This is a genomic window from Pseudomonas nitroreducens (assembly GCF_024170165.1).
Classification (GTDB): Bacteria; Pseudomonadota; Gammaproteobacteria; order Pseudomonadales; family Pseudomonadaceae; genus Pseudomonas; species Pseudomonas nitroreducens_C.
Genome location: NZ_JALJXP010000001.1, coordinates 455240 through 478558 on the forward strand (window position 1 = coordinate 455240; position 23319 = coordinate 478558).

The 23319-nt window shown below is 66.7% G+C and carries 21 protein-coding genes and 1 pseudogene; 6 read left to right on the top strand and 16 right to left on the bottom strand.

The genetic code is table 11. The features are described from left to right. Positions 1-25 precede the first annotated feature (25 nt). From J2T47_RS02020 to J2T47_RS02035, 4 genes are all read left to right on the top strand, one after another. Entirely contained in the window at positions 26-862 is an 837-nt protein-coding gene (locus J2T47_RS02020) for an outer membrane protein OmpK (protein ID WP_253441964.1), read from the top strand. A 193-nt stretch (positions 863-1055) separates the two neighbouring features. After that, positions 1056-1508 (top strand): hypothetical protein, encoded by a 453-nt coding sequence (locus tag J2T47_RS02025; RefSeq protein WP_253441965.1) that lies wholly within the window; start codon positions 1056-1058, stop codon positions 1506-1508. 161 nt (positions 1509-1669) lie between these two features. Next, the gene (locus J2T47_RS02030; RefSeq protein WP_253441966.1) at positions 1670-2341 is read left to right on the top strand and encodes a TetR/AcrR family transcriptional regulator; all 672 of its coding nucleotides are present in this window, start codon (positions 1670-1672) and stop codon (positions 2339-2341) included. Next, entirely contained in the window at positions 2338-2928 is a 591-nt protein-coding gene (locus tag J2T47_RS02035; RefSeq protein WP_253441967.1) for an IMPACT family protein, read from the top strand. Before J2T47_RS02030 ends, J2T47_RS02035 begins: the two co-directional genes overlap by 4 nt. Positions 2929-3400: 472 nt before the next feature. Here J2T47_RS02035 and J2T47_RS29375 read toward each other — a convergent pair whose 3' ends face one another. From J2T47_RS29375 to xdhA, 5 genes and pseudogenes are all read right to left on the bottom strand, one after another. Continuing rightward, entirely contained in the window at positions 3401-4138 is a 738-nt protein-coding gene (locus J2T47_RS29375; RefSeq protein WP_437180948.1) for a methyl-accepting chemotaxis protein, read from the bottom strand. Between the two features lie 129 nt (positions 4139-4267). Next, positions 4268-5329, bottom strand: a pseudogene (locus J2T47_RS29380) (HAMP domain-containing protein); the annotation flags it as partial. A 107-nt stretch (positions 5330-5436) separates the two neighbouring features. Further along, positions 5437-6297 carry a xanthine dehydrogenase accessory protein XdhC gene (gene xdhC / locus J2T47_RS02045; protein ID WP_253441971.1) on the bottom strand — a complete coding sequence of 287 codons (861 nt, stop codon included), beginning with the start codon at positions 6295-6297 and terminating at the stop codon, positions 5437-5439. Beyond that, positions 6294-8633, bottom strand: a complete 2340-nt coding sequence (xdhB, locus tag J2T47_RS02050) for a xanthine dehydrogenase molybdopterin binding subunit (protein ID WP_253441973.1) — start codon at positions 8631-8633, stop codon at positions 6294-6296. Before xdhB ends, xdhC begins: the two co-directional genes overlap by 4 nt. Further along, complete coding sequence (gene xdhA, locus J2T47_RS02055; protein ID WP_253441975.1) at positions 8626-10050, bottom strand: xanthine dehydrogenase small subunit; 1425 nt, start codon at positions 10048-10050, stop codon at positions 8626-8628. Before xdhA ends, xdhB begins: the two co-directional genes overlap by 8 nt. A 476-nt stretch (positions 10051-10526) precedes the next feature. Between xdhA and ahpC the strand changes: the two genes are divergently transcribed. Continuing rightward, a complete protein-coding gene (gene ahpC / locus J2T47_RS02060; protein WP_138213319.1) occupies positions 10527-11090 on the top strand; it encodes an alkyl hydroperoxide reductase subunit C in 564 nt (187 codons plus the stop codon). Between the two features lie 196 nt (positions 11091-11286). Next, a complete protein-coding gene (ahpF, locus tag J2T47_RS02065; RefSeq protein ID WP_253441978.1) occupies positions 11287-12852 on the top strand; it encodes an alkyl hydroperoxide reductase subunit F in 1566 nt (521 codons plus the stop codon). A gap of 162 nt (positions 12853-13014) precedes the next feature. Here ahpF and cls read toward each other — a convergent pair whose 3' ends face one another. The 11 genes from cls to J2T47_RS02120 all read right to left on the bottom strand — a co-directional run bounded on the left by cls (position 13015) and on the right by J2T47_RS02120 (position 23287). Beyond that, positions 13015-14448: a cardiolipin synthase gene (cls, locus tag J2T47_RS02070; protein ID WP_253441980.1), complete on the bottom strand. Its 1434-nt coding sequence runs from the start codon at positions 14446-14448 to the stop codon at positions 13015-13017. Positions 14449-14490: 42 nt separating this feature from the next. After that, complete coding sequence (locus tag J2T47_RS02075) at positions 14491-15888, bottom strand: amidase (RefSeq protein ID WP_253441982.1); 1398 nt, start codon at positions 15886-15888, stop codon at positions 14491-14493. Positions 15889-15984: 96 nt separating this feature from the next. After that, entirely contained in the window at positions 15985-16566 is a 582-nt protein-coding gene (locus tag J2T47_RS02080) for an alpha/beta hydrolase (protein WP_253441984.1), read from the bottom strand. Between the two features lie 118 nt (positions 16567-16684). Then, positions 16685-17338 carry a gamma-glutamylcyclotransferase gene (locus tag J2T47_RS02085; RefSeq protein ID WP_253441986.1) on the bottom strand — a complete coding sequence of 218 codons (654 nt, stop codon included), beginning with the start codon at positions 17336-17338 and terminating at the stop codon, positions 16685-16687. Between the two features lie 460 nt (positions 17339-17798). Beyond that, complete coding sequence (locus tag J2T47_RS02090) at positions 17799-18200, bottom strand: ExbD/TolR family protein (protein WP_253441988.1); 402 nt, start codon at positions 18198-18200, stop codon at positions 17799-17801. Between the two features lies 1 nt (position 18201). Continuing rightward, complete coding sequence (locus tag J2T47_RS02095) at positions 18202-18918, bottom strand: MotA/TolQ/ExbB proton channel family protein (protein ID WP_024766993.1); 717 nt, start codon at positions 18916-18918, stop codon at positions 18202-18204. A 49-nt stretch (positions 18919-18967) separates the two neighbouring features. Beyond that, entirely contained in the window at positions 18968-19783 is an 816-nt protein-coding gene (locus tag J2T47_RS02100; protein ID WP_253441990.1) for an energy transducer TonB, read from the bottom strand. Positions 19784-20209: 426 nt separating this feature from the next. Next, positions 20210-20992, bottom strand: a complete 783-nt coding sequence (locus J2T47_RS02105; protein WP_253441992.1) for a MetQ/NlpA family ABC transporter substrate-binding protein — start codon at positions 20990-20992, stop codon at positions 20210-20212. A gap of 41 nt (positions 20993-21033) precedes the next feature. Further along, the gene (locus J2T47_RS02110; protein WP_024766991.1) at positions 21034-21699 is read right to left on the bottom strand and encodes a methionine ABC transporter permease; all 666 of its coding nucleotides are present in this window, start codon (positions 21697-21699) and stop codon (positions 21034-21036) included. Beyond that, positions 21696-22706, bottom strand: coding sequence for a methionine ABC transporter ATP-binding protein (locus J2T47_RS02115; protein WP_138213312.1), 1011 nt, complete (start codon positions 22704-22706; stop codon positions 21696-21698). Before J2T47_RS02115 ends, J2T47_RS02110 begins: the two co-directional genes overlap by 4 nt. A 194-nt stretch (positions 22707-22900) precedes the next feature. Beyond that, entirely contained in the window at positions 22901-23287 is a 387-nt protein-coding gene (locus tag J2T47_RS02120) for a hypothetical protein (RefSeq protein ID WP_253441994.1), read from the bottom strand. Positions 23288-23319: the final 32 nt, after the last annotated feature.

Here is a 23319-nt window from a genome sequence, read left to right on the forward strand (position 1 = left end):
CGACTGCACTGATTAGGAGCAACGCATGACTCGCACTCTCGCATCCCTGCTGCTCGCCGGCGGGCTGCTCGCGGCCGGGCAGGCCATGGCTGGCGGTGAAGACCTGACCCCGGCGCCGGCTTCCAACGACGGCCCGCTGATCTGGCACAACGAAAGCCTGACCTACCTGTGGGGCAAGAACTTCAAGGTCGACCCGCCGATCCAGCAGACCTTCACCTTCGAGAGCGCGAGCGCCTGGACCTGGGGTGACCTCTGGTTCTTCGTCGACCAGATCAACTACAACGGCAAGGAAAGCGCCACCAACGGCAAGAACACCTACTACGGTGAGTTCAGCCCGCGCCTGTCGTTCGGCAAGATCACCGGTGCCGACCTGTCGTTCGGCCCGGTCAAGGACGTGCTGCTGGCCAGCACCTACGAGTTCGGCGAAGGCGACGTCGAGTCCTACCTGCTCGGCCCGGGCTTCGACCTGGCGCTGCCGGGCTTCGATTACTTCCAGCTGAACTTCTACTACCGCAAGCCCGATGGCAACCGCGTGCCGTCCGGTGCCTGGCAGATTACCCCGGCCTGGGCCATCACCTTCCCGGTGGGCAACTCCGACATCCTGTTCGACGGCTTCATGGACTGGGTCGTGAACAACAAGGACGCCAGCTCCAGCCACCGCAACCAGTCGGACTACCACGCCAACCTGCACTTCAACCCGCAGCTGAAGTACGACCTGGGCAAGTCCCTGGGCTACGAGGCCAAGCACCTGTACGTGGGTATCGAGTACGACTACTGGTCCGACAAGTACGGCATCAAGGATTCGCAGTACTTCACCACCGACCAGAACACCGTCAGCGCGCTGGTCAAGTACCACTTCTGATGTTCCCCTCCGACCCCGCCGCCTGGCGGGGTCGGTCTTTTCAGGCGGCGTACGGCTTTTTCGCGCGCTGGTTGAAATGTCCGCGCATTTTTCGGAAGTTGCCGACAGGCCATCCGGCTCACGACCGATTGGTCGGGCCCCGGACAACCTCTAGCTTTGCATCTCTTTTGCTTCACCCTAGGAGATGTGAGCCATGAAGAAACTGTTGATCGCGGCCATCGCCGCGAGCATTTGCACGCCCGTGCTGGCCGCGCCGGCACAGAAAAATTCGCAGCAGCCGGAACACGTCCAGTACGGTGGTAATGGCAAGGTCAAGCCGCTTGAGCAGCATGAGAAAACTCACGAGGGCGGCTTCTTCCGCGATACCGTGAAGAAGCCGATTCCCAACGATGCCGTCGTGGAGACCGGTGCGCATGCAGGTGCTGAAGGTGCCGCTACTGCTGGTAGTGCTGAAGCGGGTGTGGCAACCGCGACGGTACCGGCAGCGGGAGCTGGCCTGGGCCTGAGCACTCCGCTGGTAGGTTCGCTCACCGTCGGCGCTGCTGTCGGTATCGGCGCTGCCGTTGTCGCTGTTGGCGCCGCCATCGGCAACCACGGCGGTGGTGGCGGTCACCACAACTCCGGCACCACCGGCACCACCCAGTGATGCCATGCCCCCGGCCCACTCACGGGGGCTGCCATGACTCGGGCGGGAGCCGGATCGCAAGACGACCCCGGTTCCTGCCCTTTTTCACGCCTCGCGCTTGAATCCCGCTACCCGCCTGGGTTATCCATGCAGCGCCCCCGCTCAATGCACGGACATCCCGCATGACCCTCCAGGTACCCGCCCACACCGCGCCCAACGGCGAAAAGCCCGCCGGTCGCATTCGCCAGAAGAACGAGGAAGCCATCCTCGCCGCCGCCGAGGAGGAATTCGCCCGCCACGGCTTCAAGGGCACCAGCATGAACACCATCGCCCAGCGCGTCGGCCTGCCCAAGGCCAACCTGCATTATTACTTCAGCAACAAGCTGGGGCTGTACGTGGCGGTGCTGAGCAACATCCTCGAGTTGTGGGACAGCACCTTCAACCACCTCAGCGTGGACGATGATCCGGCCGTTGCGCTGGCCACCTACATCCGCGCCAAGATGGAATTCTCCCGTCGTTATCCGCAGGCCTCGCGGGTATTCGCCATGGAGATCATCAGCGGTGGCGAATGCCTCTCCGAGCACTTCAGCCAGGACTACCGCACCTGGTTCGCCGGCCGTGCGGCGGTGTTCCAGGCCTGGATCGACGCCGGCAAGATGGACGCCGTGGACCCGGTGAACCTGATCTTCCTGATCTGGAGCAGCACCCAGCATTACGCCGACTTCGCCACCCAGATCGGCTTCGTCACCGGCCGCAAGCGCCTGTCCAAGCAGGACTTCAGCGATGCCAGCGACAACCTCATCCGCATCATCCTCAAGGGTTGCGGGCTGACGCCGCCGCCGGCCTCGGCATGAGTTTCACCCTCGCCGGCCCCGCGGTTTACCAGGAAGACATCCGCAAGAGCCGCTTCCACTGCGTCGCCGCTCCCATCGCCAGCGAGGCCGAGGCCCATGCCTTCCTCGCAGCGCACCGCGACCCCGGCGCCGGGCACAACTGCTGGGCCTGGAAGCTGGGCAACCAGTACCGCTTCAGCGACGACGGCGAGCCCGGCGGCACCGCCGGCCGGCCCATGCTGGTGGCCATCGAGGGGCAGGACATGGACCGCGTGGTGGTCGTGGTCAGCCGCTGGTTCGGTGGCATCAAGCTCGGCACCGGCGGTCTGGCTCGCGCCTATGGCGGCTGCGCGGCGAAGTGCCTGCAGGACGCCGAGCGCATCGAACTGGTGCCCAGCAGCCGGCTGGCATTCGACTGCAGCTTCGCCGAGCACGCGCTGCTCAAGGCGCGGGTGCTGGCGCTCGGCGCCAGCATCGAAGATGAAGCCTTTGCTGCGGAAGGCGTGCACATGACGCTGAACCTGCCGACCACCCTGGTCGAGCCCCTGCAGAAGCTGCTGGGCGATCTCAGTCGCGGTCGAATCCAGGCGCAGTTGCTGGACGCCTGATTCTTCTCCCCAAACACCGTGGAGCCGCCTGTGGATAACCTGTGGCAGGACCTCTGCTGCCCACGTACTCCGCAGCCTTCAGCGTCTTGCTCGTTTCTTGATCAATGGCTCTCGCGCCTGTTGAACAAAATATGAACAAGCTGTGGAAAAGATGTGGGTGAAATTCCCCCGGAACAGCGTCAGACGCGACTTCTGACCACTCGGTGAGTTATTCATCGGAGTGATGCAGGGCTTGCCGGGCCTGGGCTCGGGCATTTCGGCGGATTCGCGGGCGTTCCCCTGAGCCTTGGGGGCAAGTCTCTGGACAATCTGTGGGCAACTTGTGGGCAAGGTGTCTCGCCGGCGAGACACTTCGTGCGCTGATCGGCCGTCATCACCCGCCGGCCCTGGCGAAAAGCCTGCCGCTTCGCTTGAAAAATCTGTGGATAACACTGGGGAAAAGGCGCCGGCACAAGGCCGGCGCCAGGGCTGCTCACAGGCGGAACTGGGCCATCTGCCGGGCTAGGTCATCGGCCAGGTTGCGCAGCTCGCGGCACTGCTCGCGGCCATGCTGCACTTCGCGGGTGGTGGCATGGGCCAGGTCGGCGATGCCCTGCACGTTGCGGTTGATCTCCTCGGTCACCGCCGACTGCTCCTCGGTGGCCGTGGCGACCTGGTGGTTGATGTCGCTGATGCGCTCCACCTGGTCGGCGATGGCGCCCAGCGAGGCGCCGGCCTGCTCGCTGGCGGCCAGGCTCTGCCCGGTGGTCTGCTGGCTGGACTGCATCGAGCGTACCGCGGCATCAGCGCCGCCCTTCAGGCGCTGGATGATCGTCAGGATTTCGTCGGTCGAGCCCTGGGTGCGGCTGGCCAGCGTGCGTACCTCATCGGCCACCACGGCGAAGCCACGGCCCAGTTCGCCGGCGCGCGCCGCCTCGATGGCGGCGTTGAGGGCGAGCAGGTTGGTCTGCTCGGAGACACCGCGGATCACCGCCAGCACCTGGTCGATGCTAGCCACCTGCCCGGCCAGTTCGCCCACCGCGCCGGCCGCCTCGCCGATCTCCCCGGACATGCGCTGGCCGACCTGCAGCGAGCCGCCGACTACTCGCCGTGCTGCGCCGGCTTCCTCGCGGGCCTGCTGCGAGGCGCTGGCGGCCTGTTCGGCGTTGCGCGCGATCTCCTGCACCGTGCTGCCCATCTCGTTCACCGCCGTGGCGACCATGTCGGTCATCTCCTGCTGGCGGCCGGCGCGGTCGGCGGTGTTGTCCACCACCTGCGCCACCTCGCCGACGGTGCGCAGCAGTTGCTGGCTGGTGCCGAGTACGGCGCCGATCAGCGCGCGCTGGCCTTCGAGGAAGCGGTTGAAACCGCGGGCCAGATCGCCCAGTTCGTCCGCGCGGCTGTCGTCCAGGCGGCGGGTGAGGTCGCCGCCGCCACCGCCTATTTCCAGCAGCGCGCTGGTGACCTGGCGGATCGGCCGGGCCAGGCTGCGCGCCATCAGCACCACCAGTGCCAGGCAGAGCAGGGCAACCAGGGCCCCGGCGAGGCCGGAGAACGCCAGCGCCTCGCGGGCGTCGGCGTAGATTTCCGCTTCCGGCACCTCGCTCACCAGGGTCCAGCCCAGGTCATGCAGCGGCAGGCTGGCAGCCAGGTAGGCCTCGCCGTCGCGCTCGAAGCGGGCACTGTGGAAGCCCTGCTGGCCGAGCAGTGCGCTGGCGGCGCTGGCGCCGATCAGGTCACCGAGGTTGCGCCCCTTGGGCAGCGAGGCGTCGGGATGGATCTGCACCTGGCCGTCGTTCTTCACCAGGTACACGCGGCCGGACTGGCCGAAGCGGAAGTCGCGGATCAGCGTCGACAGCTCGCGCATCTCCAGGCCCAGCCCGGCGATGCCGAGCAGCTTGCCGTCGCGCTCCACGCGCTGGTCGATGAACAGCGCCAGTTCGCCGGTGCTGCCGTCGGTATCGATGTTCCACATGCGCGGCTTGCCGCTGTCGATGAACTGGAAGTACCAGCTGTCCTTCGGCTCGCTGCGGCTCAGCGTGCGCTCCTTGCCCTTGTCACTGTAATAAGCGCCGCTGGCGTTGGAGGTGATCAGCGCGGAGAAGGCCTTTTGCGAGGCGCGGATGCCGCCCAGGTAGCGGGTGAATTCGGCGAGCTTCTCCGGGCTTTCGCCAGCGGCCAGCCAGTCCTGCACCAGGGTGTTGTCGGCGATGCCGGCCGCTGCGGTGATGGGGCCGGTGAGGCGCTTCTCGAAGTCGTTGGCAATCGCCTGGATGCTCGCCGGCAGCGCCTGTTCGAGCAGGTAGCGCTCACTGAGGCGGTTGACCAGCACGGCATACAGGCCGAGGACGATGAGCAGGCTGATGAGCAGGGCGGCGCCCATGCTGAGGATGAGCTGGGTCTGGATACTTCGCAGGCGCATTTTCTTGTTTTCCTCCGAACGCACAACGAAACGCCCGCCGGTGGCGGGCGAAGAGACGGGGTCGTTGAATGTATCGGCGGCGGCGGGGAAAACTGTTGTCCCATTGGTCAGGTTTTTGCGTTTTCCGGCAAATCGCTGCACGAACCCTCGCTGCACAGCGCGGCCCACTCCACGCCTTCGCGGGTCTGCCGGGCAGGGATGTCCTGGTGATAACGGGCGATGACCTGGGCGGCCACCGAGATGGCCACTTCCAGCGGGCGTTTGCCGGGCACTTCGCAGAGGCCGATGGGGCAGTGCATCTGCTCGATCACCTGCTGTGGATAACCATGCTGTTCCAGCCTCATCTGGAAGCGCCGGGCCTTGGTGCGCGAGCCGATCATGCCGAGGAAGCCGGCGTCGCCGCGCTTGAGCACCGCCTCGGCGATGGCGTAGTCCAGCGGGTGGTTGTGGGTCATGACCAGGAAGTAGCTGCCCGGCGGCGCTTCCTGCACGGCGTCTTCCGGCTCCTCCAGCAGGCGCATGCGCACGCCCTCGGGAACGGTCCGGGGAAACTCCGCCGCCCGGCTGTCCACCCACTCCAGGCGCAACGGCAACCCCGCCAGCAGCGGCGCCAGCGCGCGGCCCACGTGGCCGGCGCCGAACAGCACCACCTGCGGTCCGCGTGCGGCGAAGCATTCGAACAGCAGGCTGGCGCGCCCGCCGCAGCATTGGCCCAGCCGCGCGCCGAGGGGGAAGTGCACCAGCGCCTGGCTGTACTGGCCGGCCAGCAGCAGTTGCCGCGCGTGCTCGATGGCGGCGTATTCCAGATGGCCGCCGCCGATGGTGTCGAAGGTTTCCCCGGCGGTGACCAGCATCTTGCTGCCGGATTCCCGAGGCGTGGAGCCCTGCACGCCGATCACGGTGATCAGCACGTAGCCCTCGGCGCTGTCGCGCAGGCGGGCGATGGCGTCCATCCAGTGGCGGGTCATGCTCGTTTCTCCTGGCGCATCGCCTCACAGGCCCAGAGTACCCGCTCCGGCGTCGCCGGCGTATCCAGGTCGGGGCTCAGGCGGTACTCCGCGAGGCTGGCGATGGCGTCGCGCAGCGCCGACCACACCGAGATCGCCAGCATGAATGGCGGCTCGCCCACGGCCTTGGACAGGTACACGCTGTCCTCCTCGTTGGGGCGCTCGAACAGCGCTACGCGGAAGTCTTCCGGTGCGTCGCTGACGGCGGGAATCTTGTAGGTCGCCGGCCCCACGGTGAGCAGCTTGCCGGCGGCGTCCCAGCGCAGTTCCTCGGTGGTCAGCCAGCCCATGCCCTGGACGAAGCCGCCCTCGATCTGGCCGATGTCGATGGCCGGGTTCACGCTGCGGCCGACGTCGTGGAGGATGTCCACCCGCTGCACGCGGTATTCGCCGGTCAGCGTGTCCACCTCCACCTCGGATACCGCTGCGCCGTAGGCGAAGTAGAAGAACGGATGACCTTCGCCCTTCTCGCGGTCGTAGAAGATCTTCGGCGTGCGGTAGAAGCCGGTGGCGGAGAGCTGGATGCGCGCGAAGTACGCGGCCTGGATGACTTCGGTGAAGCTCAGGTGCTGTGCTCCGACCGTCACGCCGCCGTGCTCGAAGCGGATCTCCTGCGGCTTCACGCCATCGCGTTCGGCGAGGAAGTCGGCCAGGCGCTTCTTCAGCGTGCGCGCGGCGTCACGGGCGGCCATGCCGTTCAGGTCGGTGCCGCTGGAGGCGGCGGTGGGCGAGGTGTTGGGCACCTTGTCGGTGCGCGTGGCGGTGATCACCACGCGCTCCAGCGGCACCTGGAATTCCTCGGCGACTATCTGCGCGACCTTGGTGTTCAGGCCCTGGCCCATCTCGGTGCCGCCGTGGTTCAGCTGGATGCTGCCGTCGGTGTAGAGGTGCACCAGCGCGCCGGCCTGGTTGAGGTGCTGCGCGGTGAAGGAGATGCCGAACTTCACCGGCGTCAGCGCCAGGCCCTTCTTCAGCACCGGGCTCCGCGCATTGAACTCATGGATTGCCGAGCGGCGCGTGGCGTAGTCGCTGCTCTGTTCCAGCCGCGCGATCAGTTCGCCCAGCAGGTTGTGCTCGACCTTCTGGTGGTAGGGCGTCAGCTCCCGTCCCATTCCGCCGTAGAGGTTCAGCTTGCGCACTTCGAGCGGGTCCTTGCCCACCGCGCGGGCGATGTCGTCCATGGCGCGTTCGATGAGCATCATCCCCTGGGGCCCGCCGAAGCCGCGGAAGGCGGTGTGCGAGACAATGTTGGTGAAGCTGCGGTAGCCGGAGATGGCCACGTCGGGGATGAAGTAGGCGTTGTCGGCATGGAACATCGCGCGGTCGACGATGGCGTCGGAGAGGTCCGGCGAATGGCCGCAGTCGCCCACCACTTCGAGCTGCGCGGCGAGCAGCCGGCCGGCGTCGTCGAAGCCTATGCGGTAACGGTTGTGGAAGGGGTGGCGCTTGCCGGTCAGGCGCATGTCGTCGGCCCGTGGCAGGCGTAGTTTCACCGCGCTGCCGGTCTTGTGCGCGAGCAATGCGGCGAGGCAGGCGAAGGGCGCAGCCTGGGTTTCCTTGCCGCCGAATCCGCCGCCCATGCGCCGCACTTCCACCGTGACCTTGGCCAGCGGAATCGCCAGCACTTCGGCGACCAGTTTCTGCACTTCGCTCGGGTGCTGGCTGGAGGTGTGCACCAGCATGCCGCCGTCGTCGCCGGGCAGGGCGAGCGAGGCCTGACCTTCGAGGTAGAAGTGCTCCTGGCCGCCGATGAACTGGGTCGCTTCCAGCACTTGCGGAGACTGCTCCAGCGCCGCCTGAGCGTCGCCCCGGCGCATGTGGTGCGGCGGGCGCACGAAGCGCTCTTCGGCCTTGGCCTGCAGCGGGTCGATCAGCGGGTCTTCCTTCGCGTACTCCACCTTCGCCAGGCGTACCGCGCGGCGTGCCTGGAGCAGGCTCTGCGCGGCGACGGCGAACAGCGCCTGGCCGTGGTACTTCACCCGCTCGCCAGCCAGCAGCGGGTCGCCGGGGAACACCGGGCCGATGTCGGTGTGGCCGGGCACGTCGCCCAGGGTCAGCACGGCCACGACGCCGGGCGCGCTGCGCACGGCATCGAGGTCGAGGGAGAGCACGGCGCCGCAGGCTATTTCAGTCAGGCCGACGGCGGCGTGCAGCAGGTCGCGCGGCTCCTTGAGGTCGTCCACGTAGCGCGCGGCGCCGCTCACATGCAGCGTGGCGCTGTCGTGCTCGCGGGGCTTGCCCGCGCTGTGGATGGCGACCGCGACGCCATTGCTGGCCAGCGGTGGCAGGCTACGCATGGTGCACCTCCGCAGGGCTCAGGGTCCATTCCAGTAGTGCGCGCTGCAACAGGTTCTGCGCCACCTTCAGGCGATAGGCGGCGCTGGCGCGCAGGTCGTCGATGGGCTGGAAATCCTCCGGGATCGCGGCCTGTGCGGCAGCCACGGCGACGCCGTCGAAGGGCCTGCCGAGCAAGGCTGCTTCGGTTTTCGCTCCGCGCAACGGTGTGGCGGCCATGCCGCCGCAGGCGAGGCGCGCGTCGTTGACGATGCCCTGCTCATCGAAGTCCAGGCGAAGGGCCAGGCAGACGGCGGAGATGTCGTCGTCGCGGCGCTTGGACACCTTGTCGACGCGCAAGCGCTGGTTGCCGCGCAGGCGCGGGATCAGCAGCGCCTCGATGTACTCGCCGGGCTGCAGGACGGTCTGGCGGTAGCCGGTGAAGAAGCCGTCGATGGCGACCTCGCGCACACTTCCCGCCCTGCGCAGGCGCAGGCGGGCATCCAGTGCCAGCAACACCGGCGGCATGTCGCCGATGGGCGAGGCGTTGGCGATGTTGCCGCCCAGGCTGCCGCGCTGGCGGATCTGCAGCGAGCCGAGACGCTCCAGCAGGTCGGCGACGCCGGGGAATTCCTGCAGCGCGTCGAGGCAGTCGGCGTAGGTCCGCGCGGCACCAATCAGCAGGTACTCGGGGTGGACTTCCAGGCGGTGCAGTTCGCTCACCCGGTCGAGGTGGATCAGCGCCGGGAAGGCTTTCAGGTTCTGCGTGGCTTCCAGCGCCAGGTCGGTGCCGCCGGCGATCAGACGGGCAGCCGGCTGGCTTTGCAGCAGGGCATCCAGTTCCTCCAGCGAGCCGGGCAACCAGGCCTGTGCCGCCCCGTCGCGAAGGGTTCCGGCTGTGGATATCTCGCGCAGGCGGGCGATGGTATGGACGCTGTTCTGCTCGAAGGCGTCGAGGCAGGGCAGCGCGGCGATCTGCCTGGCCGCATCGAGAATCGGCCGGTAGCCGGTGCAACGGCACAGGTTTCCGGACAGCGCGGTCAGCGCCGTCTCGCGGTCGTGCGGCGGCGGTGAGTGGTGCCAGGCGAACAGCGACATGACGATGCCCGGCGTGCAGAAACCGCACTGCGAGCCATGGCAGTCCACCATCGCCTGTTGCACCGGGTGCAGCGCGCCGGGTTCGCCGAGGTGCTCCACGGTCAGCACCTGGCGGCCGTGGACTGCGCCCAGCAGCGTGATGCAGGCGTTCACCGCGCGGTAGCGCAGCGCCTCACCCTCGGGCTCGGCGAGCACCACGGTGCAGGCGCCGCAGTCGCCCGAAGCGCAGCCCTCCTTGGTGCCGGTGCGTGCGCGGTGGATGCGCAGGTAATCGAGCAGGCTGGTCTCCGGCGCGAAGCCGTCGGCCTGGACCCTTTCGTCGCCGAGCAGGAACTGGATCATCGGGAGTCCTCGTCGTCATGCGTGCGGCCGCGCCGCTTCGCGAAGGCTGTCCGTAGACGTCGAGAGCCGCGTGGCGCTGGGCTCTCAGGCACAAGCATAGGCTCGTGGGAGGGCTTGACCAGTGAGGCAGGAAAACCGCTGCGCTCGAAAGACTTCGAAGCGCCGTACGTCGCGACGGGCGTTGTCCTCCCGGCGCTTGGCGGCGAAGGTGGTCAGGCCGCTGCTCGCCGCCGGACCGGGAGGAACGCCGAAAGGGCCAGCCCAGAAGCCTCGCGGCCGCAATCCAGGCGTAGGACACCGCGATTCGCCTGATAGGAAACTTCTTCCTTATATAGATCTCTCCATAGAGAGACTCAATTTTCATGATGCCCTAAATCAATGGGCATTCATTGTCATCAGGCGATAATCTTGCCCCTGTCGAATTTCAACCGATCGACCACTCGATTAAACGACAACTCTCTACGAGGAATTGCCTAATGAATCTGATCAACACCGCCGTTCAACCGTTCAAGGTCAACGCTTTCCACAATGGCAAGTTCATCGAAGTCACCGAGCAGTCCCTGAAGGGCAAGTGGTCCGTTCTGATCTTCATGCCGGCAGCTTTCACCTTCAACTGCCCGACCGAGATCGAAGACGCTGCCAACAACTACGCCGCCTTCCGTGACGCAGGTACCGAGGTCTACATCGTGACCACCGATACCCACTTCTCCCACAAGGTGTGGCACGAAACTTCCCCGGCCGTTGGCAAAGCCCAGTTCCCGCTGATCGGCGACCCGACTCACCAGCTGACCAACGCTTTCGGCGTACACATCCCGGAAGAAGGCCTGGCCCTGCGCGGCACCTTCGTGATCAACCCGGAAGGCATCATCAAGACCGTCGAAATCCACTCCAACGAGATCGCTCGTGACGTCGGCGAAACCCTGCGCAAGCTGAAAGCTGCCCAGTACACCGCCGCTCACCCGGGCGAAGTCTGCCCGGCCAAGTGGAAAGAAGGCGAGAAGACCCTGGCTCCGTCCCTGGACCTGGTCGGCAAGATCTAAGAACGACCGGGAAGCGGTGGCGCGGCGGCTCCCGCCGCGCCACCATCGGGCGCCCGCTCAGCGAGCTTCCCGAGCCGTTTCGCAACACCCCGAGGATGCCTACCGGCATCCTCCCTACCAAAGCCAAAAGCGTGCGTAGGGTGGGCTGAAAAGCCCGCCGGGGAACCCCTTTGCTCAAATTTCGAGGATCTGGATCATGTTGGACGCCACGCTTAAAACCCAGTTGAAGGCCTACCTGGAAAAGGTCCAGCAGCCGTTCGAGATCGTCGCTTCCCTCGATGACAGCGACAAATCCCGCGAGATGAGCGAGCTGCTGCACGAAATCGTCGGCCTGACCGACAAGATCACCCTGCGTGAAGATGGCAGCGACGCGCGCAAGCCGTCCTTCGCGCTGAACCGCCCGGGGGCGAACATCGGCCTGGCATTTGCCGGCATCCCCATGGGCCACGAATTCACCTCCCTGGTGCTGGCACTGCTGCAGGTCGGCGGCCACCCGTCCAAGCTCGACGCCGAAGTGATCGAGCAGATCAAGGGCATCCAGGGTTCGTTCGAGTTCGAAACCTATTTCTCGCTGTCCTGCCAGAACTGCCCGGACGTCGTTCAGGCGCTGAACCTGATGGCCGTGCTCAACCCGAACATCCGCCACGTCGCCATCGACGGCGCGCTGTTCCAGGAAGAAGTCGAGCGCCGCCAGGTGATGGCTGTCCCGAGCATCTACCTCAACGGTGAAGTGTTCGGCCAGGGCCGCATGGGCGTGGAAGAAATCCTCGCCAAGATCGACACCGGCGCCGCTGCCCGCGAAGCCGAGAAGCTGTCGGCGAAGGAAGCCTTCGACGTACTGGTCGTCGGCGGTGGCCCGGCCGGCGCTGCGGCGGCGATCTACGCCGCCCGTAAAGGCATCCGTACTGGCGTGGCAGCCGAGCGCTTCGGCGGCCAGGTGCTGGACACCATGGCCATCGAGAACTTCATCTCGGTGACCGAGACCGAAGGCCCGAAACTGGCGCGCCAGCTGGAAGAGCACGTCAAGCACTACGAAGTCGACATCATGAACCTGCAGCGCGCCAGCGCGCTGATTCCGGCGAAGACCGCCGGCGGCCTGCACGAAGTGCAGTTCGAAGGTGGCGGCAGCCTGAAGGCCAAGTCGCTGATCCTGGCCACCGGCGCCCGCTGGCGCGAAATGGGTGTGCCGGGCGAGAAGGAATACAAGGCCAAGGGCGTGTGCTTCTGCCCGCACTGTGACGGTCCGCTGTTCAAGGGCAAGCGCGTGGCGGTGATCGGCGGCGGTAACTCCGGCGTCGAAGCGGCCATCGACCTGGCCGGCATCGTGTCCCACGTGACCCTGCTGGAGTTCGACAGCAAGCTGCGCGCCGACGCCGTCCTGCAACGCAAGCTGTTCAGCCTGCCGAACGTCGACGTCATCACCAGCGCGCTGACCAGCGAAGTGAAAGGCGATGGCCAGAAGGTTACCGGCCTGGTCTACAAGGACCGCAACTCGGAAGAGTTCAAGTCCGTCGACCTGGAAGGCATCTTCGTGCAGATCGGCCTGCTGCCCAACAGCGAATGGCTCAAGGGCACCATCGAGCTGACCCCGCGTGGCGAGATCATCGTCGACGCTCGCGGCGAGACTTCGCTGCCGGGCATCTTCGCCGCCGGTGATGTGACCACCGTACCGTACAAGCAGATCGTGATCGCAGTCGGCGAAGGCGCCAAGGCGTCGCTCTCCGCCTTCGACCACCTGATCCGCTCCTCCGCGCCAGCCTGATGACCTCGCGCTAGAAGAAGAAACGCCCGGTTCATGCGAGTGAACCGGGCGTTTTCTTTTGTGCGCCCAAAGCGTTCGCGAGCAAGCTCGCTCCTACAGGGAAGTCGAGCGCCTGCTCTTCGTAGGAGCGAGCTTGCTCGCGAACATCGCCGCGCCAGAGCTTCAGAGAATCGGCGACACCAGCCGCGCCACCCGCATGCCCAACTGCTGCAGGCGGTGCACGCGCTTGCGGTCGTCCAGGGTCATTTCCACCGACTGGGCGAAGTCCTCTTCCAGCATGTTCTCCACGTCGCGGGCGAAGCCTTCGTCGACGGTGATCACCATGATCTCGAAGTTCAGGCGGAACGAACGGTTGTCCAGGTTGGCGCTGCCCACGGCGGCGCTGTCGTGGTCGATCAGCACCACCTTCTGGTGCAGGAACCCCGGCTGGTAGCGGAATACCCGCACGCCGGCGCGCACAGCGTCCAGCGCATAGAGGCTGGAGGCTGCATACACCGTCCGGTGGTCCGGCCGCGAAGGCAGCAGGATGCGCACGTCCACACCGCGCAGCACCGCCAGGCGCAGGGCGGCGGCAACGGCTTCGTCGGGGACGAAATACGGCGTGGTGATCCACACTCGCTCGACCGCTGCGTTGATCGATTCGACGAAGAACAGCGAGCAGGTTTCCTGGGTGTCCGCCGGGCCGCTGGGCACCACCTGGCAGAGCATCCCGGCGTCGTCGTAACCGTCGGGCAGGATCAGCGTCGGCAGCGCATGAGTGGCCCAGAACCAGTCTTCGGCGAAGCACTCCTGCAGGCACGCCACCGCCGGGCCGTGCAGTTCGATATGGGTGTCGCGCCAGGGTGCCAGCGGCGGCTTCTCGCCCAGGTATTCGACGCCGACGTTGTGCCCGCCGACGAAACCGCGCACGCCGTCTACCACCACGATCTTGCGGTGGTTGCGGAAGTTCACCTGGAAGCGGTTGATCATCCCGCTGCCGGTGCTGAAGGCGTGCACCTGCACGCCGCCCTGGCGTAGGCGCTCGACGTAGCGGCGCGACAGAGCGTGGCTGCCGATGCCGTCATACAGCAGGAACACGTCCACACCATTGGCCGCGCGCTCCAGCAGCAGCTGCGCGAGGCGCTGGCCGAGGGCGTCGTCACGGATGATGAAGAACTGCACCAGGATGACTTTCTGCGCGCTGGAGATGGCCTCGAACATCGCGTCGAAAGAGGCCTTGCCGTTCACCAGCAGGCGCACCTTGTTGTTCGCCAGGGTCGGCATGCGTGCCAGCCCGACCATGGCCTTGAGTGCCTTGTAGGCGTGGTACTGGCGCGCGGCGAGGGCTTCTTCCACCCAGGGGCGCCAGTCCAGCTCGGCGGCGGCCACGTGCATTTCCTCGTTGGCCTGGCGCCGCGCGCCGATGTAGGCGTCGAAGCGGCTGCGGCCGAATACCAGGTAGGGCACCAGCGTCAGCAACGGCATGAACACCAGCGAAGTCGCCCAGGCGATGGCGCCCTGTGCGGTGCGCACGCTGAGCACCGCGTGGACTGCGGCGATGATCCCCAACAGCTGGATGACGACCAGGAAGTGGGCGATGTAGGTGGTGTACTGCATGGGCGCGCGATCGGTTCCTTGTGGTCGGCGGTGTGTCTGAGCCTAGTTGACTCCCGGCGGCTGCGGCCAGCGGCTGATGGGGCCGCGCCATTGTTCGTAGGTCTTGCCCAGGCGCAGCACCTCGATGTCGGCGAAGCGCGGACCGACGATCTGCAGGCCGATGGGCATACCGGTGCTGGTGAAGCCGCAGTTGATTGAGAGTGCCGGTTGCTCGGACATGTTCCAGGGCACGGTGAAGCCGATGTGCTCGAAGGGCAGCGCCGGGTCGTTGGTGGGCGAGGCCCACTCGGCCGGGAAGGCGGCGACCTGGTTGGTCGGCGAGAGCAGGAAGTCTATCTCGTGGAACTGCTCGGCGGCCCGTCGACGCATGTCGAAAGTGCGGTTGTAGCCGCGCACCGCGTCGGCACCGCTGACCGAGGCGCCGCCCTCGGCCCACTGGTAGATGTACGGCAGCACCTTGGCCTGGCGCTCGCGGGGCAGGTTCTCCAGCTCGGCCCACAGGCGTGCGCGCCAGAACTTGTCGAGACCATCGAGCAGCTCGCGGTCGAGGATCGGCTGGACTTCGACGATCTCCGCTCCCGCATTGGCGAAGCGCCGCGCGACGGCCTCGACGGCGGCGCGGACTTCCGCGTCCGGTTGCAGGCCGCAGCCGGGGTCGAGTTGCAGACCGATGCGCAGGCCCTGCACGTCCAGCTCCTCGATGTGCCAGTCCAGGTCCTCGGGCGGTAGCGCCGTAGCGTCGCGCCAGTCCGGGCGGGCGAGGTGTTTCATCATCAGCGCCGCGTCATCCAGCGTGCGGGTCATCGGCCCGGCGCAGCGCCCGGTGTAGTAGGGGTCGATGGGAATGCGCCCGAAGCTCGGCTTGAAGCCGACCAGGCCGCACCAGCCCGCCGGCAGGCGGACCGAGCCGCCGATGTCGGTGCCGATGTGCAGCGGCCCGTAGCCGGCGGCGGCCGCCGAGGCGGCGCCGGCGCTGGAGCCGCCGGGGTTCATGCGCAGGTCCCAGGGGTTGCGCGCCAGTTCGTGGAAGCTGGAAAGCCCGGAGGAGAGCATGCCGAAGTCCGGCACCGTGGTCTTGCCCAGCAGGATCGCGCCGGCCTCGAACATCCGCGCGGCAGGTGGTGCATCGCCGGCAGAGGGTTGAAGGAGGGTCGCGGCGCTGCCCTGGGGAATCGGGTCGCCGCGGGTGGCGATCAGCTCCTTGATGGTCACCGGCACGCCATCCAGTTCGCCGCAGGGTGCGCAACGGATCCAGCGCGCTTCGGAGCGCCGCGCCTGCTCCATCGCCCGCTGCGGATCGAAGGCGAAGAGCGCGCAGAGCTGCGGCTCCCAGCGGTCGATATGGGCGATCAGGTGCTCCAGGTACTCGACGGGGGAAAGCTGGTGCGAGCGGTACAGGGCCAGCAGTTCGACGGCGGACAGGTCGTGCAGCGGGGGCATGGCGGTCTCCGGCGTGGGGCTATGCCTCACCCTAGCCGAATCCGCGCCGCGATGGGATAGGCGCGGTCGTCACACCGCGCTCGAAGACTCCAGGAGTCAGGCGCGCTGGCGCGATTGCTGGTCGATCAGGTACTGCAGGCGATACAGATGACGGTAGCCCGATTCCCAGGCGCCGTGGCCGGATTTCACGTTGATGTGCCCGGCGGAGGGCAGGATCACCGTCTCGGCGCCCCAGGCGCGGCCGAGGATCAGCGCGCGCTGCGGGCTGCAGGCGGCGTCGTTGTCCGAACCCACCAGCACGGCGGGGAAGGGCAGGCTCTGCGCGGCAATAGGGGCGAAGTTGCGCAGCGCTTCGTGGCAGGTCTCGCGCTCCACATCAGCCGGGGCGACCAGCAGTGCGCCGGCGACCTGGGCGAGGGCGCGGCGGTCGGCGCGGGTCGCCCAGGAGGCCACGGTGACGCAGCCCAGGCTGTGCGCGATCAGCACCACGCGGCCGGGCTCGCGGCGGATTTCGCGGTCCAGTTCGGCGACCCAGTCGTTGTGCTGCGGGGTGATCCAGTCCTGCTGCTGCACCCGCGCGGCATTCGGCAGGGCGCGCTGCCAGTGGCTCTGCCAGTGGGCGTCGTCGGAACCGTGCCAGCCCGGCACGATCAGGTAGCGGATGCGTTCGTTGCGCATGGAGCGGCCCTCTCGAATCGTCATGAGAAGGCATTCTAGGGAGGGTTTTAATATTCGTTAAGGAATAAGAAATTCTTTTCTTATGCAGTATTTCTATCTAACGAATGGCGATAACGCCTCAGTCCTGCGCCCGGCGCAGTGGGCAGCAGCGCGCCAGGATGCCTTCCAGGTTGAGGTCGGGCATGGCGTAGTCGCGCAGCGCCTTGGCGGTCTGCTCGACGTAGTCGCGGGTGGTGCCGAAGTGGCCCTGGGCGCTGTCGAGCACGTGCTGGACGATGTTGTCGGGCAGGGAGCCGGCGTAGCTGGGCAGGTGACGTTCGAGAACGAAGCCCAGGGCGCGTACGCGGCTGCCGTCGTCGAGGCGGCAGTTCAGCCATTCCGGGCGATAGGAGGCATAGGGCATCTCCCGCTCCCAGAGCGCATAGAGGTTGGCGTCGAGGTTGTCGTCAGGCAGGCGGAAGGCGAAGCCGGCGCAGGAGCCGCCGCGGTCGAGGCCGAGCACCAGGCCCGGCGCTTCCGGGGTGCCGCGGTGGGTGAGGGACCACAGGTAGAGCCCGCGATGGTAGCCATGCACCCGCGCGCGGCGGGCCTCGGCCACCGGGAATTCCGGGCGCCAGATCAGCGAACCATAGGCGAACAGCCACACCGGGCCGGCGCCGTGTTCGCCCATGGTGATATCGAGCGAGGCGCGCAGCTGCGCGGGTGTGAAACGTTCCGGCACCCCCAGTGTCGGCGGATAGAACGGGCCTTCCGAAGCGGGAGACGATGTCATGCGGTACCCCTCAGGTCTCCAGACTGTCATCAACTTAGTGGAAGTCCGGCAGTCGCGGAAGGGTCTGAAAGGCATAGGTTTATTGCCAGGGCGGGGATGACGACGAACGGCGGGGGAGGTAGACCTTTTGGGCAGGGGAACTCCCGCACTCAGGGCTACCCTCTCCCCCCGCCCTCTCCCTGAAGGGAGAGGGAGCTGTTCGGCGTGTTTTGGAAATATCGGAATTAGCCGGCGAGCGCTGGAGTATGGGCACATGCCAGACGGTCCCCTCTCCCTTCGGAGCGGGGCGCGTAGCCAGGGCTAGGGAGAGGGTGTCACCGACGACTCGGTGAGCCAGGAATCCACAGATAAAAAAAGGCCGCTCACCCCTGCCTGAGTATTGGGAGAGCGGCCTTGAAGCTCGGTACGTTGTGGAGGTCCCTTTCTACACCCGCTCTGTTTCAGGTGTCTTACAGGTACCTCAGCGCGCGGTGATCACCGCCAGCTTGGTAATCCCCGCCTTCTCGATGGAGGCCATGGCCTTGGCCACCTGGCCGTAATTCACGGTCTCGTCGGCCTGCAGCTGTACGCGGATTTCGGCGTCCTTGGCCTTGGCCGCCGCCAGGTTGCTCTGCAGCAGGTCGGGCTGGATCTCGTCCTTGTTGATGAACCACTTGCCGGCGCCGTCGATGCTCACCACCAGTGGGTCCTTCTGCTCCGGCGGGGCGACTGCCTCGGTCTTGGGCAGGTTGATCGGGATGGCGTTGGTCAGCAGCGGCGCGGTGACGATGAACACCACCAGCAGCACCAGCATCACGTCCACCAGCGGGGTCACGTTGATCTCGGAGAGAACCTCGTCGCTGTCCTGGGTCGAGAAGGCCATGTCAGCTCGCCTCCTTCACGCTGGCGCCGGCAGCCGGTTTGCGTGCGGCGGTGGGCAGGGCAACGACGCGGAAGGCGCTCTTCTGCGCGAGGCTGTAGAAGTCGTGGGCGAAGTCGTCGAGGTCGGCCGCGGTGAGCTTCAGGCGGCGGAGGAAGTAGTTGTAGACCAGCACCGCCGGTACGGCGACGGCGATCCCCACGCCGGTGGCGATCAGCGCGCTGCCGATGGGGCCGGCGACGGTTTCCAGGCTCGCCGAACCCGCCGCGCTGATGCCCTTGAGTGCTTCCATGATGCCCCACACGGTGCCGAACAGGCCGATGAAGGGCGAGGTGGAGCCGATGGAGGCGAGCACCGCCAGGCCCGATTCCAGGGAGCGGCGCTCACGCTGGATCTGCTGGCGCAGGGCACGTTCGAGACGGTCCTGGTGGTTGATCGACTGGGCCAGGTCCGGCTGGCCGTTGTCCTGGACCTGGATGGCGGCGAAGCCGGCCTGGGCCACGCGGGCGCCGGCGCCGGGCTTGCCAGCGGCCTGGTCACCGGCCGATTCGAGGCTGGTGGCGCTCCAGAACTGCTTCTGGAAGCGCTTGTCCTGGGACTTCTGGCGGGTGAACTGGACGCCTTTCACCAGGGCCAGCGCCCAGGTGACGACGGAGAAGCCGACCAGCAGCCAGATGACTGCGCCTTCGACGGATTCCAGTGGGTTCAGGGGCAGACTCATGGGTTTTCTCCTTCCGCGATTCTCGTGCGGCTGATCTGGGCAAGTGGAATCAATGCAATTTGAAATCGATGGGCACGCTGACCCAGCCTTCCTGGGCCACGTCGCCGCGCTTGGCGGGGACGAAGCTCCAGCGTTTCACCGCGCGCACCGCGGCATCGTCCAGGGCATCGCGACCGCTGCTCTTCTGCACCTGGATCTCGCTCGGGCTGCCGCTGGCGAGGACGTGCACGCGCAGCAGCACGGTGCCTTCCCAGCCGCGGCGCTGGGCCAGGGGCGGGTATTCCGGCGCCGGGTTCTTCAGGTAGCCGGCGCTGGCCGAGGGCGGCGTCAGCGGTGCTGGTGCCGGCGGGGCGGGCGGAGCCGGTTGCGGCGGCGGGGTTTCAGCCTTGGGTGGCGCGGGCTGCTCCGCCGGCTTGGGCACGGGTTTGGGCACCGGTTTCGGCTTAGGTTTCGAGACGGGCTTGGGGATCGGCTTGGGCGGCGGCGGTTTCACCGCGTTCTCGTCGACCACCGGCGGGGGCGGTTCTTGCACCACCGGCTCGGGGATCGGCTCGGGCGGCGGCGGCTCGACCACCGGCGGAGTGGGTGCGGTGAATTCGATGGTCATCGGCGGCACCTGCGGCGGCACCTCCGGCAGTTGCGGGGTGGGCTGCTGGCTCAGCCAGTAGACCACCGCGCCATGCAGTGTCAGGGTGAACAGACCGAGCAGCACGGCTTCGCGGCGGCTCAGCGCGCGGGCTTTCGCCGGTACATGACGGCCCAGTTCCAGCGCATGGCGCAGCGGGCGGCCGAGATCGACCAGGTCGCCGCCGGGCACGTGGCGCAGGAAGGCATCCGGCGCGAGGGCATGCTGGGGTTGAGCCATGAACGATCTCCTTGCAGGTCTGCGCGGCTCTGAGTCGCGCTTGGAACGGACCTGCATGATTGGCGGAGCGCCTTAGCTCTTGAAGTGATTGTTTATCTTGTTTAAATAACTTTTGGTGCTATGTCTTTTCCGTGGATCGCTGCAGGCCACGTCATCCGGTGCTTTGCGTGAAATCGCAAAAATCCGATGCTTTGGCGGCATGGAAAATATGCAAGGAAGGTTGGCGAAAAATTGCTCAAAGCGCCGAGTTGGAGCTGGTCACTGTAGGAGCGAGCTTGCTCGCGAACCGTGTTTGCCGGTTGCTCCGAAGCTGGGTGGGTTCGCGAGCAAGCTCGCTCCTACGAAGAGCATCCAAAACCGGAAAGCCGGAAACGAAAAAGCCCGGTCATTCGACCGGGCTTTTTCAGAGCGTCAGCTACGCGGCGATCAGAACGCCGGCACCACGGCGCCCTTGTACTTCTCGAGGATGAACTGCTTCACCTCGGGGCTGTGCAGGGCGGCGGCCAGCTTCTGCATGGCGGCGCTGTCCTTGTTGTCCGGGCGGGCAACCAGGATGTTCACGTAGGGCGAGTCGGCACCTTCGATGGCCAGCGCGTCCTTGGTGGGGTTCAGCTTGGCTTCCAGGGCGTAGTTGGTGTTGATCAGGGCGAGGTCGACCTGGGTCAGCACGCGCGGCAGGGTGGCCGCTTCCAGCTCACGCACCTTGATGTTCTTCGGGTTCTCGACGATGTCTTTCGGGGTGGCGGTGATGGACTTGTTGTCCTTGAGCTTGATCACGCCGGCCTTGTCCAGCAGCAGCAGCGCGCGGCCGCCGTTGGTGGCGTCGTTGGGGATCACCACGGTGGCGCCGGAGGGCAGCTCTTCGAGCTTCTTGAACTTGGTGGAGTAAGCGCCCAGCGGCTCGATGTGCACGCCGGTGACGGCGATCAGGCTGGTGCCCTTGGTCTTGTTGAACTCATCCAGGTACGGCTGGTGCTGGAAGAAGTTGGCGTCCAGGCGCTTCTCGGCGACCTGGGTGTTGGGCTGCACGTAGTCGGTGAATTCCTTGACCTTCAGCTCAACCCCTTCCTTGGCCAGGATGGGTTTGACGAAGTTGAGGATCTCGGCGTGCGGCACCGGGGTGGCGGCGACGGTCAGGGTGTCGGCGGCCTGGGCCAGCGGGGCGCCGATGACGGCGGCGGCTGCGAACGCGGTGAACAGTTTCTTCATGGTTGACTCCTGTATCGGCCCGCATCCGGCGGGCCTTGTGGTTATTTGCGCGAGTAGTGGACCACCAGCTTGTCGCCGACGGTCTGCAGGATCTGGACGAGGACCACCAGCATCACCACGGTGAGCAGCATCACGTCGTCCTGGAAGCGTTGGTAGCCGTAGCGGATCGCCAGGTCGCCGAGTCCGCCGGCGCCGACCACGCCGGCCATCGCGGTGTAGGACACCAGGGTGATGGCGGTGACCGTGATGGCGGCGATGATGCCCGGACGGGCTTCGGGCAGCAGGGCGTTCCAGATGATCTGGCGGGTGCTGGCGCCCATGGCCTGGGTGGCCTCGATGATGCCCTTGTCTACTTCGCGCAGGGCGGTTTCCACCAGGCGCGCGAAGAACGGCGTGGCACCCACCACCAGCGGCGGGATGGCCCCGGCGACGCCCAGCGAGGTGCCGACCAGGATCACCGTGAGCGGGATCAGCACGATCAGCAGGATGATGAACGGCAGCGAGCGCAGCACGTTGACGATGAACGCCAGCACGCCGTAGATACCGCGGTTGGCGAACATCTGCTTGGGCCCGGTGAGGAACAGCAGCACGCCCAGCGGCAGGCCGAGGATGACGGTGAACAGCAGCGAGCCGCCGAGCATCCAGAAGGTGTCGAGGCTGGCCTGGAGGATCTCGGACCAATCAATGTTTACAAAGAAGTCGCTCATGCGCGCAGCACCTCCACATGGACTTCGGCCGCGTTGAGCTGCGCCAGGGCGGCTTCGATGTCACCGCCCACCAGGGACAGGGTGAGCTGGCCGTAGGGCTGGTCCTTGATGCGGTCGATACGCCCGGCCAGGATGCTGTAGTCGACGCCGGTCTGGCGCGCGACGGTGCCCAGCAGCGGCGCATAGGTCGCCTCGCCGCGGAAGGTCAGGCGCAGGATGCGGCCTGGCACGTGGGCGAAGTCATCGTGCTGCTCGTCCTCGTCGACGCGCTCGGCCTCGAAGACGAAGCGGCGGGTGGTTTCGTGCTGCGGATGGAGGAACACGTCGGCGACCTCGCCCTGTTCGACGATGCGCCCGGCATCCATCACCGCCACCTGGTCGCAGACGCGGCGGATCACGTCCATCTCGTGGGTGATCAGGACGATGGTCAGCTTCAGCTCGCGGTTGATCTCCGCCAGCAGCTGCAGGACCTGGCCGGTGGTCTGCGGGTCGAGGGCGCTGGTGGCCTCGTCGCAGAGCAGGATGGTCGGCCGGCAGGCGAGCGCGCGGGCGATGCCAACACGCTGCTTCTGGCCGCCGGAGAGCTGCGCCGGGTACTTGCGCGCGTGCTCCTTGAGGCCGACGCGGTCGAGTAGTTCGTCTACCCGTGCGGTGATCTCGGCAGCGCTGAAGGTGCCGGCGAGCTTCATCGGCATGGCGATGTTGTCGGCGACGGTCTTGGAGGCCAGCAGGTTGAAGTGCTGGAAGATCATCCCGACGCGCTGGCGGAAGCGGCGCAGGCCGTCGGCGTCCAGGGCGGTGATGTCTTCGCCGTCGATGACGATGCGCCCGCCGCTGGGTTCTTCCAGGCGGTTGATCAGGCGCAGCAGGGTGCTTTTGCCGGCGCCGGAATGGCCGATCAGGCCAAAGACCTGGCCGCCCTCGATGGACAGGCGGGTCGGCTGCAGGGCCGGGATATCGCGTCCGGCGACGCGATAGGTCTTGTGGACGTCGTGGAATTCGATCACGTAGCGAACCTTGTGGGTACGGGGAGGCGCCGCTCGCTGCCGGGGCCGTCGGATGAACAGGCGTAGGCAACGAGCGTAGGCGGTCAGCCAAAACCGCGCATTTTAACCTGCTTTTTTATGGCTGATTAATCTTTGTTCAGCTAAGCACGGAACAAAAGGAAATAACGGGCGCCGCGAACGGGCGCCCGTGGAGATCAGGGCGTGCAGTTCGGCTGGGCGGCCGGAGCCGGCGCGGCGGCGGGCTTCTGCAGGCCGCTGACGTCGGCGGCGACGCCAGGGGCGCGGGGCATCAGCGAACGGGCGCGGGTCAGGGCGGTGGTGGCGCCGTTGACGTCGCCCTTGGCCAGCGCTTCGCGGCTGCGCTCGAGGTAGGCGTCGGCCAGGCGCTTGCGGCGCTCGGCGAGCTGGGTGGCGTCTTCCTGTTCGGAGCCCAGCGCGAGCTGCGCGGATTCCAGACGGCCGGCGGCCAGTTCGGTCTCGAAGCCACTGCTGCTGGGCGGTTGGCTCGCGGTGCTCTGGCAGGCCGCGAGGGCCAGCGCCATGGCCATCAGCGCGAACAGGCGGATGACGAACGACTTCATGCGTCAGGGTCTCTTTTGATCAAAAAATCGCC

Coding starts and splice junctions, on each gene's coding strand:
- xdhC (WP_253441971.1), bottom strand. CDS start 6,297: ATGACCCGCCACTGGATGGACGCCATCGCCCGCCTGCGCGACAGCGCC.
- J2T47_RS02090 (WP_253441988.1), bottom strand. CDS start 18,200: ATGGCCTTCTCGACCCAGGACAGCGACGAGGTTCTCTCCGAGATCAAC.
- J2T47_RS02105 (WP_253441992.1), bottom strand. CDS start 20,992: ATGAAGAAACTGTTCACCGCGTTCGCAGCCGCCGCCGTCATCGGCGCC.
- cls (WP_253441980.1), bottom strand. CDS start 14,448: ATGCAGTACACCACCTACATCGCCCACTTCCTGGTCGTCATCCAGCTG.
- J2T47_RS02030 (WP_253441966.1), top strand. CDS start 1,670: ATGACCCTCCAGGTACCCGCCCACACCGCGCCCAACGGCGAAAAGCCC.
- J2T47_RS02080 (WP_253441984.1), bottom strand. CDS start 16,566: ATGCGCAACGAACGCATCCGCTACCTGATCGTGCCGGGCTGGCACGGT.
- xdhA (WP_253441975.1), bottom strand. CDS start 10,050: ATGATCCAGTTCCTGCTCGGCGACGAAAGGGTCCAGGCCGACGGCTTC.
- J2T47_RS02075 (WP_253441982.1), bottom strand. CDS start 15,888: ATGCCCCCGCTGCACGACCTGTCCGCCGTCGAACTGCTGGCCCTGTAC.
- J2T47_RS02100 (WP_253441990.1), bottom strand. CDS start 19,783: ATGGCTCAACCCCAGCATGCCCTCGCGCCGGATGCCTTCCTGCGCCAC.
- J2T47_RS02120 (WP_253441994.1), bottom strand. CDS start 23,287: ATGAAGTCGTTCGTCATCCGCCTGTTCGCGCTGATGGCCATGGCGCTG.
- ahpF (WP_253441978.1), top strand. CDS start 11,287: ATGTTGGACGCCACGCTTAAAACCCAGTTGAAGGCCTACCTGGAAAAG.
- J2T47_RS29375 (WP_437180948.1), bottom strand. CDS start 4,138: ATGACCGACATGGTCGCCACGGCGGTGAACGAGATGGGCAGCACGGTG.
- J2T47_RS02020 (WP_253441964.1), top strand. CDS start 26: ATGACTCGCACTCTCGCATCCCTGCTGCTCGCCGGCGGGCTGCTCGCG.
- J2T47_RS02095 (WP_024766993.1), bottom strand. CDS start 18,918: ATGAGTCTGCCCCTGAACCCACTGGAATCCGTCGAAGGCGCAGTCATC.
- J2T47_RS02110 (WP_024766991.1), bottom strand. CDS start 21,699: ATGAGCGACTTCTTTGTAAACATTGATTGGTCCGAGATCCTCCAGGCC.
- J2T47_RS02025 (WP_253441965.1), top strand. CDS start 1,056: ATGAAGAAACTGTTGATCGCGGCCATCGCCGCGAGCATTTGCACGCCC.
- J2T47_RS02085 (WP_253441986.1), bottom strand. CDS start 17,338: ATGACATCGTCTCCCGCTTCGGAAGGCCCGTTCTATCCGCCGACACTG.
- J2T47_RS02035 (WP_253441967.1), top strand. CDS start 2,338: ATGAGTTTCACCCTCGCCGGCCCCGCGGTTTACCAGGAAGACATCCGC.
- ahpC (WP_138213319.1), top strand. CDS start 10,527: ATGAATCTGATCAACACCGCCGTTCAACCGTTCAAGGTCAACGCTTTC.
- xdhB (WP_253441973.1), bottom strand. CDS start 8,633: ATGCGTAGCCTGCCACCGCTGGCCAGCAATGGCGTCGCGGTCGCCATC.